Origin of the sequence: Streptomyces sp. NPDC048392 (genome assembly GCF_043200575.1) — a bacterium.
In the GTDB taxonomy this organism is placed as follows: Bacteria; Actinomycetota; Actinomycetes; order Streptomycetales; family Streptomycetaceae; genus Streptomyces.
Genome location: NZ_JBICYB010000045.1, coordinates 24,265 through 34,865, shown reverse-complemented (window position 1 = coordinate 34,865; position 10,601 = coordinate 24,265). Strand labels below are relative to the sequence as shown.

General features: G+C 63.1%; 14 protein-coding genes. 4 read left to right on the top strand and 10 right to left on the bottom strand.

Annotation, left to right across the window (positions count from 1 at the left end):
• Nucleotides 1-76 precede the first annotated feature (76 nt).
• The 10 genes from ACGFYH_RS33515 to queC form a co-directional block, all read right to left on the bottom strand.
• Nucleotides 77-382, bottom strand: a complete 306-nt coding sequence (locus tag ACGFYH_RS33515; protein WP_393806938.1) for a class I SAM-dependent methyltransferase — start codon at nucleotides 380-382, stop codon at nucleotides 77-79.
• Nucleotides 383-530: 148 nt separating this feature from the next.
• Complete coding sequence (locus ACGFYH_RS33510; protein ID WP_393806937.1) at nucleotides 531-851, bottom strand: hypothetical protein; 321 nt, start codon at nucleotides 849-851, stop codon at nucleotides 531-533.
• 67 nt (nucleotides 852-918) lie between these two features.
• Nucleotides 919-1,116, bottom strand: coding sequence for a hypothetical protein (locus tag ACGFYH_RS33505; protein WP_393806936.1), 198 nt, complete (start codon nucleotides 1,114-1,116; stop codon nucleotides 919-921).
• A gap of 8 nt (nucleotides 1,117-1,124) precedes the next feature.
• A complete protein-coding gene (locus tag ACGFYH_RS33500) occupies nucleotides 1,125-2,174 on the bottom strand; it encodes a major capsid protein (protein ID WP_393806935.1) in 1,050 nt (349 codons plus the stop codon).
• Entirely contained in the window at nucleotides 2,171-2,602 is a 432-nt protein-coding gene (locus ACGFYH_RS33495) for a head decoration protein (RefSeq protein WP_393806934.1), read from the bottom strand. Before ACGFYH_RS33495 ends, ACGFYH_RS33500 begins: the two co-directional genes overlap by 4 nt.
• A gap of 108 nt (nucleotides 2,603-2,710) precedes the next feature.
• Nucleotides 2,711-3,358 (bottom strand): hypothetical protein, encoded by a 648-nt coding sequence (locus ACGFYH_RS33490; protein ID WP_393806933.1) that lies wholly within the window; start codon nucleotides 3,356-3,358, stop codon nucleotides 2,711-2,713.
• 204 nt (nucleotides 3,359-3,562) lie between these two features.
• Nucleotides 3,563-4,330, bottom strand: a complete 768-nt coding sequence (locus ACGFYH_RS33485; protein ID WP_393806940.1) for a GTP cyclohydrolase I FolE2 — start codon at nucleotides 4,328-4,330, stop codon at nucleotides 3,563-3,565.
• Between the two features lie 2 nt (nucleotides 4,331-4,332).
• Nucleotides 4,333-4,689: a 6-carboxytetrahydropterin synthase QueD gene (gene queD, locus ACGFYH_RS33480; protein WP_289929097.1), complete on the bottom strand. Its 357-nt coding sequence runs from the start codon at nucleotides 4,687-4,689 to the stop codon at nucleotides 4,333-4,335.
• On the bottom strand, nucleotides 4,690-5,325 hold the full coding sequence (gene queE, locus ACGFYH_RS33475; protein ID WP_393806932.1) for a 7-carboxy-7-deazaguanine synthase: 636 nt from the start codon (nucleotides 5,323-5,325) through the stop codon (nucleotides 4,690-4,692). It abuts the gene before it with no gap.
• A 2-nt stretch (nucleotides 5,326-5,327) separates the two neighbouring features.
• Nucleotides 5,328-6,023 (bottom strand): 7-cyano-7-deazaguanine synthase QueC, encoded by a 696-nt coding sequence (gene queC, locus ACGFYH_RS33470; RefSeq protein ID WP_362758311.1) that lies wholly within the window; start codon nucleotides 6,021-6,023, stop codon nucleotides 5,328-5,330.
• A gap of 109 nt (nucleotides 6,024-6,132) precedes the next feature.
• On the opposite strand from queC, the gene ACGFYH_RS33465 reads away from it, so the two are divergent.
• Genes ACGFYH_RS33465 through dbpB (ACGFYH_RS33450) form a run of 4 tightly spaced genes read left to right on the top strand, consistent with a single transcriptional unit; the run spans nucleotide 6,133 to nucleotide 10,573 of the window.
• On the top strand, nucleotides 6,133-7,047 hold the full coding sequence (locus tag ACGFYH_RS33465) for a hypothetical protein (RefSeq protein ID WP_393806931.1): 915 nt from the start codon (nucleotides 6,133-6,135) through the stop codon (nucleotides 7,045-7,047).
• Nucleotides 7,044-8,186, top strand: a complete 1,143-nt coding sequence (gene dbpB, locus ACGFYH_RS33460) for a DGQHR domain-containing protein DpdB (RefSeq protein ID WP_393806930.1) — start codon at nucleotides 7,044-7,046, stop codon at nucleotides 8,184-8,186. The genes ACGFYH_RS33465 and dbpB (ACGFYH_RS33460) overlap by 4 nt, the downstream gene beginning before the upstream one ends.
• The gene (gene dpdA / locus ACGFYH_RS33455; RefSeq protein ID WP_393806929.1) at nucleotides 8,183-9,427 is read left to right on the top strand and encodes a tRNA-guanine transglycosylase DpdA; all 1,245 of its coding nucleotides are present in this window, start codon (nucleotides 8,183-8,185) and stop codon (nucleotides 9,425-9,427) included. Before dbpB (ACGFYH_RS33460) ends, dpdA begins: the two co-directional genes overlap by 4 nt.
• A gap of 48 nt (nucleotides 9,428-9,475) precedes the next feature.
• Nucleotides 9,476-10,573, top strand: a complete 1,098-nt coding sequence (gene dbpB, locus ACGFYH_RS33450) for a DGQHR domain-containing protein DpdB (protein WP_393806928.1) — start codon at nucleotides 9,476-9,478, stop codon at nucleotides 10,571-10,573.
• Nucleotides 10,574-10,601: the final 28 nt, after the last annotated feature.

Here is a 10,601-nt window from a genome sequence, read left to right as displayed (position 1 = left end):
AGCAGGCACCGATCGCCTACGAACAGCAGTCAGCTCCCCTGACATTTGCCGCATAACGAAACGAACAGGTGTCCACTCATCGGGGACAAGACCCGTTCGAGGAAATGACCGCGTCCACACTCGCGTCATCAAGTGGCAGCTTCTCGCGCAGGTCAGCGGATGCCAACTGAACGGATCCGCCGTGGTTGCGAAGCCGTTCCCGAGCCTTTGCCAGTGACTCGACTTCCCGGTCGAAGCCGATGACCCGTGCTTTGGGGTGCCGCCGTGCGAAGGCGGCCAGAGCAGGGCCGGCACCGCAGCCAAGGTCTACGACGGAGCCCTCCGCAGGGAGGTCCGCCAGCTCGATGAACCGGTCGTGCAGCGTCTCGTTCGTCTCGGACATGACCGCCTCCCCGACGCACCACGCGGTGCATGCCTCATAGAGCACACACCATAGGACGTATGCGCTGCGGATGGCTGTAGGCCGACACCCTCCGTACGTAAGGAAGTTGGCTGGTGGCAGCGCGGCCGATGGTGCTAGGGCGGGGTGTTCACCGCCTGGGCCGGGCACTCAACGGCACGGTCGTCAGAAGGTCATGCCGTGCGACGGGTGCCTCGTCGGGGGCTGTCTCGTCGAGTATCTGCGCAGCGCGGCGTTCCAGAGCTGAGACGTTGGCGGAGTTGTCGATGGTGGCGACGCCGTTGACGGTGACCTTGAGTGGCTCGGCGACGAGTGCGGCCAGACGTTCGTGGAGCACCTCCAGGGCGACAGACTTGGCGGAGTTCAGCCGCTCGTATCGGCTGGTGAGGTCGCGGGCATCGGTGTCGGGCCCGAGCTGGGCTTGGAGCCAGCGCAGTACATCGCTGTTCACACAGCTCCTCGAAGAGGCGGCGGGGAAGAGACACGGCATCTGCTCCTCCCCGCCGCGCGGGTCGGCCCTAGGCGGGATTCGCCTTCCGGGCGGATGGTTTGCTGGTCTGAGCAGGCGGCTGTCCGCCCTCCCAGCAGCGCGGGTTGGTGATCTGCTCGGCCACCGCCGGGTCCGTCACAGGCTCGCCGGCGAGCAGCACCACGGGGATGCGCTCGACCGGGTCGAGAACATGGACGCTCGCGGCGAGCAGGCCGAGCGACTTCACGGCGGCGCTCACAGGACGGTGGCCGTGATGTGGCAGTCCGGCGAGTACAGGACCGGCATCGCCGCGGCGGCACCCTTGGTCCAAATCTGCACTGGGTCGTCCTCGACGTCGCGGGTGATGACGATGCCGGGGGCGTCCTCCCGCTCGATCTGCGGGTTCGTGCCACGGGAGAGGGCCAGGGACTCGGTGGTGGTGCCGTACTGGGTCTGGCCCCACTTCGCGCGGTCCGGCGGAAGCATGATCCACCGGTCCTCCGGCAGCACCCGCTTGGATACGTCGTCCTGCCACACCTGAGCCTTGTAGAACGTGACCGGCGGCAGACCGTAGTTGCCGCGCACCGAGTTGATCTGCTGCGGGTTCAACGTCGCAGTCGGGGTCTGCCCGCCTGCCGGGGTGCCGTAGTAGGCCGCCCTGTAGGCGCCGTTCGACGCCAGATGCGACCACGCCTTGCGGGACGTGAGCACCATCTCCGGTGCCGGTGCGCCGATGGAGTCGAGATAGTCGATCCACCGCAGCTCGTCCGCGATCGGGTCCGCCGCAGGGTCAGACCACGGCTTCGGTGCCGTCGGCATGTTGGCCTGCGGGACGCCGTAATCGGCCTCGACCGTGAGGCCGTTCTCTCCGGTGAGGGTGAACTTGCCGTCCAACAGGACGTCACCAGCTGCGAGTTCGAGGCGAGAGCGGATTGCTTCGACGTGTCGCTCCACATCGTCGTACAGCAGCTCCACCAGCCGGTCCTCGTCAGCGCCACGCGAGGCGTCCAGGAGAAGCTGCTCCATCTCGCCTACCAGGAGCTTCTGGCCGAGCGCCGGCAGGGTGCCTTCGGTCTGCGTGGACTCGGCCTGCCGCTTCGCGAACGGCACGCTCGTGTCGTACGCCCGGTACGAGGCGGCGTTCACGCGGCGCTTGCTTTGCCGGATGCGCCACTTCACATCCTGCACCTTGGCCTCGGCGAACACCATCTGGGTGAGCAGGAAGTCGCTCGGGTTCGGGATCGTACGTGCGTAGACCGTCAGGTCGGCGACGGAGACGCTCTTCAGGAGGTCGGCGACACTCACGCGCTCACCGCCCCGAGGAAGCGGATCTGCGCCCCGGCCAGGCTCGGAGCGATCTTGGCCGGGTCAATACCGCCTGGGATCTTCGCTGCGTTCACGGTGCCGTGCCAGAACAGGGCTGCCGGGACCTTGGTGACGCCGGGAGTGAACGGCGCCTCGGCGTATACGAGGCCGGCGAACACCTCGCGGCCGTCCTTTGCCGCGGGATCGTATGCGCCAAAGAGCCCGGAGGCGGTGACGCGTCCGACAGGTACGCCTGAGCGGATGTAGCCGTGCGGCTGGGTGGCGGTCGGCTCGACGTAGTGGGTGTTCTTGGTGAGCTTCGTCAGGTCGAGGGTGATGGTTTCCGTGGAGTCGGTGCCGTGCCGGGACGCAAGCCAGTCCCGATTGGCGGTGACGGTCACGGAGGTGGTGTACGGCTGGATGTTCAAGCCGTCCTCCTGGTGATGCGGTGCGGTCGCGCACTCACCGGATGGTGGAGCCGTCCACGAGGAGATGGGGCGTGGTCCCCAAGAGCGCGGTCTGTCAGACCAACTGGATCATTCGGTTGCCGAGAGCAGTCCGCGCCGGCGGGCCATCTCCAGTCCCGCCGCGCCTGCCTTGCGTTCAACAGACCCGGGACGGGCAGGAGGGACCGATGCAGGGGCACCACCAGGCGCGGCCGCAGATGTTCCGGGCCTCGTGTGGGGCGTCGGGCGGGCGAACAGCTCGGGCCGGCGGTCCTGCAGTGCCTGGACCGCATCGTTGAGGACAGCATCATCGGCGCCCTCTGGTACGCGCAGCAGAGCCACAGCGTCATCGAGGTCATACCCGGCGACACCGGCGCTGGCCAGAACTGTCCGACGAACTGCTTCCTGCTCCCGTGCCAGCGCCGCGGCCTCCCGAGCGGCTGCAGCTTCTTCGCGCTCCACGAGCAACTGCTCTCGCCGCTGCGCCTCAGTGAGCCGCTCCTGCTCCGACTCGCGGGCGCCAATGATGAACTCTTCCAGCGCCGATGCACTCGAGAAGCCCAGCTTGTCGATCAGAGTACGGACAGCAGCCCGCCCGCCCTGGTCCTTCTCCCGGGCCATCAGCGTGCTCAGGTGCTTCTGGCTGAGGCTGACAGAGGTCTCATCGTTCGAAGAGTCATCGGCGGAAGCACCGAGCACGGGATAGATCGGACGGCCATCTCGGCGGTAGCCGAGCACAGTTGACGGTGAGGGCCTGCTACGGGTCATCAAGAGTGCTGCTCCCCAGACGGCCCCGCGCCAAGATCGAGTCTACGGAACGCAAGCCGATACTCCCCGGCACGGGCGTTCAAGACTGCAGAGCGCACGAAAACTGGCCCGGCCCCCGTGCGGTGCACAGGGGCCGGGCCAGATAGGCAGCGGGCTAGATGCCGTGGGCTTGGGCTAGCCAGCGGTGAAGGCGATGGCGTCGTGGCTGTGGATGCTCTCCAGGTTGCGGATGCTCACTGCGTGCCGAAGGCCCCGATCCCGGCAGGAGGCGCTGATCGTGCGGGCCATGTCCTCGACGAACACCGGACTGTCGTACGCCTGCATGGTCAGGACGCGCTCATCGGCGCGCTTCACCAACGGCACCACCGGAGCCGAAGCGCAGGACGAAATCAACCGCACGGCGCTCTGAACCGGCAGAGGGTACGGGGTATCGCCCTGGCCGGTCACGGTGAGCGTGACCTGGCTGCGCTGATTGTGCGCGCCATAGTCGGAGATGGCCTTGGAGCACGGGCAGAGGCTGGTCACCTCCGTGGTGACGGCCGTCTTCACCGTCACATCGCCGTTGTCCCAATGCCCTTCGATACGGATGTCGTGAACCTGCTTCGACTCACGGCCACTCGCCGGGGCGACCACGGTCGTGCTGATGGGCATCGCCATCGCCACAGTGATGGCGGGCGCATCCAGGAGATCCGCACCGGTCTTGAGGACAGTCGGCAACTGGCGAGGATTGAACCGCTGCAGGTGCTCGTGCACGAGAGCAACCATGCGGCTCATGTGCGTGCCACGCCGATCGTGCTGGAGCCTCACCGTCACTTCGAAGTCGGCGATGCCCTCCTGGCGGAGGTAGCCGTCCTCGAAGCTCACGGGGTATCGGACACCGTCGATACCGACCTTGTCGAGTTCGATGCCCCGAGCGTCGGTCTCGTTTTGGATGTCGTGCATGCTCACTCGCCCCGGTATGTGCAGCCCGACGTGCATGTTTCTCGAACCGTCAGAGCCGAGAGGCCCGGCAAATTGGGCTGGAGGCGCTCCCAGATCCAGCGGGCCAGGACCTCGCTGGTCGGGTTCTCCAGGCCCTCGATGTCGTTCAGGTAGTAGTGGTCAAGCTGTGCCTCGATCGGCTTGAACGTCCGCTTGAGGTCACCGAAGTCCATGACCCAGCCAGCCTCGGGATCAACGGGCGCCTCGACGTGCACGATCACCTTGTAGGAGTGGCCGTGCAGCCGGGAGCACTTGTGGCCCTCCGGGACGTTCGGCAGACGGTGTGCCGCTTCGAACTTGAACTCGCGAAAGATTTCCATTTACTGAATTCCCAGATACTTGTGCGTCTGGAGAGAGAGGATCCAGCGCGGGTTCTTCATGCAGTAGTCGACCACTGCACGGGTGTTGGCCTCCAAGTCAGGGCCATCCATTGCTTGAAGGCGGAAGAACCTGAAGTCCAGAGCTTCGAACTGGGCAGGGTCTCCGCCCAGTTGAGGGTAGACCAGCTTCAACTCGTCGCCCTTGGTGACGACGAGTTCGGAGCCGATCTTGGGGCTTACACACAGCCAGTCGATGCCCTTTGGCGGCACGCGCGTGCCGTTCGTCTCGACAGCAACCTCAAAGCCCCTGGCATGTAGGGCCTCGATCGCTGCTTCATCGAGTTGAAGGAGCGGCTCGCCTCCCGTGCACACGACGAAGCGATACTCGGCGGACGCCGAAGGCCAGGCTTTCTCAACGGCGTCAGCGAGGTCATCGGGCGTGGCGAACCTGCCGCCGCCTTCGCCGTCGGTGCCCACGAAGTCGGTGTCGCAGAACTGACAGATGGCGCGGTGGCGGTCCTTCTCCAGCCCCGTCCACAGGTTGCAGCGTGAGAAGCGGCAGAAGACCGCTGGGCGGCCCGCGTGACTGCCCTCGCCTTGGAGGGTGTAGAAGATCTCCTTGACCAGATAGGTCATTCTCACGCGTCCTGGTACTGCACGGGGTCGGTGGTACCAGCCTCGGCGAAGCCCTTCAGGCGCAGCAGGCAGGTCTCGCAGTGACCGCAAGCGCGCCCCTGCTCGTCGGGGTCGTAGCAGCTCGAGGTGATGGAGTAATCCACGCCCAGACGCAGGCCCTCGCGCACGATGTCCGCCTTCGACATCTCCATGAGCGGCGAGTGGATGGTGAGCTTCTGCGTGCCTTCGACGCCGGCGCGGGTCGCCAGGTTGGCCATCTTGGTGTAGGCGTCGATGTACTCGGGGCGGCAGTCCGGGTAACCGCTGTAGTCGACCGCAGTTACACCAGTGAAGATGTCACTGGCGTTGACAGTTTCGGCGTACGCCAGAGCGAACGAGAGGAAGATCGTGTTGCGTGCAGGCACGTAGGTGATCGGCACGCCGCCTTCCTCGGTGTGGTCCAGGGAGTCGTGCTTGGGCACGTCAATGTCGGAGGTCAGTGCGGAGCCACCGAAAACGCGCAGGTCAATGTCAGCGATGACGTGCCGTGCGACGCCCTGGGCCTCGACCACGCGCTTCGCGGCCTCAAGCTCCACGCTGTGGCGCTGGCCGTACCGGAAGCTAAGGGCGTACGGCGTGTAGCCCTGGTCCTTCGCGATGGCCAGAACCGTGGTCGAGTCCAGACCGCCACTCAGCAAAACGATCGCAGGACGTCCCATGCCTTACTCCCTAGTTAGACCATCGTGTACGCGTGCAGCCTAGCGTGATAACTGGCAGGTAGAGTAACCGCCATCAGGTACTAGTTATGGCTGTCAGGAGTCGAGCTGCGTGAGGCAACTATCGCTGGTGGTTACGTGCACTGACCGCAAGGTCGATACGCCGGACGCGGCTCTGTGCGCCAGGAACTTGCCGAAGGGCAGCGTGAAGCAACGCTCCAGTAACTGGCAGAAGCGCATCCAGACAGCGACCGCACGCGGCGGAGCCTCCCTGCCCTCGCTCACGGACCTCTACCGCGGTGATCACTGGACCCGGGCTCGCCGACTGACGGTGGCTGCCTCGGCTGCGGGTTTCAGGACGCAACTGTGGGTGGCATCGGCAGGGCTGGGCCTGCAGCCGGTGGAGCCGAAGACGCAGACTGCGCCTGCCTATGCTGCAACGTTCAGCACGCGGCACGCCGACTCCGTAGCTACATCTGCTGCGGAGAATGCCCAGTGGTGGGGCCAACTCCAAGCGGGATCCGGCCAAGCCCAACTCCAGGAACTCGGCCAGCGGGGGCCGGTGCTCATGGCGCTGTCCGAAATCTATGCAAGCGCCATGGAGGAGGAACTCCTAGCTCTTGGAGCCCTCGGGGGTGAGGCGCTTCTCATTGGCGGCTTGCGCGAGATCCCTGGAATCCACCGAGTTCGTTCCGACGCTGGGCTGCGCCATGCCCTGGGGGGCACGTTGACGAGCCTGAATGTGCGTATGGCTGAGTCGTGGCTCCAACACTCCAAGGACGGCACTCTCATCTCGCCGGCCACGCAGAAGGCGTGGAACGAGTGGGCGGCAGCCATCACGAAGCCAGAGCAGTACAACCGACAGCCCATGTCGGATGAAGACGTGATCGTCTTCATCAAGCGGGAGACAGCGAAGCTGCCAGGCGTCTCCCGCACACGGCTACTGCGAGCCTTGCGCGATGACGGCAAAGCCTGTGAGCAAAGCAGATTTGCGAATCTATACAAGAGGACCATGGGGGAACGGTGACAGAAAACGTCATCCGCCGCAGGGCACTTCGGATCGAGCAAAATCCGGGTATCCCGCTGTATGTGTTTGCGCTCGAAGCGGGAGAGATTGACCGCGTAGCCGACGTGGCCCGGATTTCTCGGGACGAGGCAGGCAGACTGTTCGGGTACCAGAGGGCGGAAAAGAAGCAGCATGTGAATCAGATCCTGGAATACCTCGACAGCGAGAACGTGCTGTTCCCTAACGGCCTCATCCTTGCTCTGCCCACCTCGGTACGGTTCCGGGGGAGCCGCGGGCCGAACAGTACGGACGGCCTCTCCACGATCGGGACGTTGGAGATTCCCCTGCCGGATTCGTCAACCGCGCCCAGGCCTGCCTTCATTGTGGACGGTCAGCAGCGAAGCCTTGCCCTCGCACGTACTCGGCGGTCCAAGCTGCCTGTCACAGTGGCTGGCTTCGTGGCTGAGGACATTCAAGTACAGCGTGATCAGTTTCTCCGCGTCAACACCGTGTCGCCCCTGCCCGGCAGCCTGGTGACGGAACTCCTCCCCGAGGTGCATACCAAACTCCCGACGAAGCTGTCCGCGAAGAAGCTGCCTTCCGTCTTGGTGAGTGCTCTGAACCAGGACGCTGATTCTCCCTTCAAGGGACTGATCAAGCAGGCGTCAACCATCACGGATAAACGGTCCAACGCTGTGGTGAAGGACAATAGCTTGATCTCGGCTATTGAGGAGTCCCTCAAACCATCGGGTGCATTGTTCCCGTACAAGAATCTCTCGAACGGCACGGTCGACACTGAAGCAATGCGCAACATTCTTGTCACATACTGGAGTGCTGTGCGAGACACCTTCCCTGACGCCTGGGGCGTGTCTCCTACCAAGAGCCGCCTCATGCACGGCGTCGGCATCCGCTCGATGGGGCGACTGATGGACCGAGTCATGGACCGCGTGCTAGCCGACGCAGCACCAGGTTCGCCGGAAGCCTATGAGAGGGCTAAGGCCGAGTTGGCGTTCATCGCGCCACACTGCCGATGGACCAAGGGGCGCTGGCCGGAACTCAACACCCCGTGGAATGAACTCCAGAACTTGCCGCGCCATATCAGCAACCTAACGAACCTTTTGATTCGCATCTACCTCCAGTCAAGGACGAGCGCGTCGTGAAGTTCTACTTCCCTGATAGTCAAGACCAGATCTATCCCAGGTATGACTTTATCCACGATGAGTACCCCGATGAGCGCCATCGTCAGCGGGACGACTTGTATGCCCATCAGGCAGTGAAGCCGGCCCCTTACGACGGGATACTGGTCAGCAAGGCCATCGTAGATGGGTCAATTAAGGGAGCCGGGAAGTACAGCGCCCCTCAGAGGGCGCGGCTTTATCGCGACGGTGTGAGAACCTTTTTCGGGCTGCCTGAACCGATGGAGAGCCTAGGCGACTGCGGATCCTTCACTTACATCAACGAAGAGCGCCCGCCTTACGAGACTCCTGAAGTTCTCCACTACTACACTGAGTGTCGATTCAATGCGGGAATCAGTATCGACCACGTGATCTTCGGGTACCGGCCTGACGCTCCCGACGAGGAGGTCGATGAGGCGTGGCGAACGCGTCGCGAGCTGTCACTCGACTATGCGCAAAAGTTCTTCAAGGCCACTAAAAGTCACAATAGCCTGATCACTGCCGGGAAACTGCATCTGGAGCCAGTCGGCGCAGCGCAGGGCTGGAGTCCGGCCAGCTACGCGGATAGTGTCGTGCAACTTCAGAAAATGGGCTACAAGCGCATCGCCTTGGGGGGCATGGTTCCGCTGAAGACGCCGGAAATCATTGCTTGCCTTGAGGAAATTTCCAAGATTCGCAAGCATGACGTCGGCTTCCATCTTCTCGGAATTACCCGTATCGACAGCATGGAACGCTTCGCCGATTATCACGTCACTAGTTTCGATAGTACATCGGCATTCCGGCAAGCCTTCATGGATGAGAAGAATAACTATCACACCGCCGATGGTTCTTACGTTGCAATTAGGGTTCCCCAAGTTGATGGAAACCCTACTCTAAAGCGGCTGATCTTGGCGGGTGTGGTTTCGCAGTCAGCGGCAATCAAAGCTGAACGTGAATGCCTCAAACTGCTGCGCCAATATAGAGACGATGAGGATTTCGACGTGCAGGAGGTCATCGATGCTTTGCGCGCCTATCACGCCCTCATCGGTGACGCCAAGAAGCTAAAGAAGGTCGACGACTACAGAGAAACTCTTGTCGACCGTCCTTGGGATCGCTGCCGGTGTGAACTTTGCAAGAAGCACAAGATCGACATGGTCATCTTCCGCGGAACCGAGAGAAACAAGCGTCGCGGATTCCATAACATGACTGTGCTCGAAGCTAAGATGCGCAAGCTGCCGCTCACATAATCGCCCAGACCGCGCACAGCACTCAAAGTAACTCAAACAGGAGATGATGTGGCCGACCGCTACGTTCTGAAGGTTCCCGCCCTCAAGGTGCTCCAAGGCGACAAGGAGATCTACTGCTTCGCTGTCGACGGCAAGAAGTTGGAAGACTTTGCAGCCGTCTCGCGCATCCGCCGCGACAGCCAGAGGAAGCTGCAGGGGTACCAGCGGCCTGAGGTCCTGAGCCACATCCGCTCGATCCGCCGCTACCTTGAGTCCGAGGGCGCGATGCTCCCCAACGCCTTGGTTCTCGGCTTCGATGATCGCGTCACGTTCGAACCTGCGGTTCGCGGCGGCAGCGTGAGCTACTCAATCCCCGGCGAGTTGATCATCCCGGTCGACGAGTCACTGGCTGACGACGAGAAGCCGGCCTGGCTCGTGGACGGTCAGCAGCGCAGCGCAGCGATCAGGGACGCCGACCTGGCAGAGTTCCCCATCGCGGCTGTCGGCTTCATTGCGTCTCAGGAAGAGCAGCGGTCGCAGTTCATCTTGGTCAACTCGACCAAGCCACTGCCCAAGGGGCTCGTGTACGAACTCCTGCCGGAGACCACCGCCAAGTTGCCGCGCTCGTACGCGCGCCGCCAGCTCGCCGCGAAGATCATGGTCATGTTGAACATGGGAGACGGCCCCTTCTGCGGAAGGATCAGCAGCCCCACGTCGCCTACCGGCAATATCAAGGACAACAGCATTCTGAGGATGTTGGAGCACAGCATCTACGAGGGTGCCCTCTTCCAGTACCGGAATGCCGAGGACGGCTCCGGGGACGAGGAGGCGATGCTGGCGCACCTTCTGGGCTTCTGGACAGCAGTCGAGAACCTCTTCGAGGATGCGTGGAACAAGCCTCCCAAGGATTCCAGGCTGACTCATGGCGTGGGCATCCAGGCCATGGGCTATGTAATGGATCAGCTCACCACAGGCGTCCACTACGACAAGGTCAACTGGGACAAGATTCGTATCAGCCTGCGCCGACTCGAGAAGCACGTCGCCTGGACTCCCGGCGGCACGTGGAAGTTCTCGAATGGCGAGGAACGCAACTGGAACGGCCTCCAGAACACGGCCAAAGACGTGCGGCTGCTCAGCACTCACCTGCAGGCCCTAGTCAGCAAGTAGTCAAAGCATTGCGGTTCCAGATGGTGGT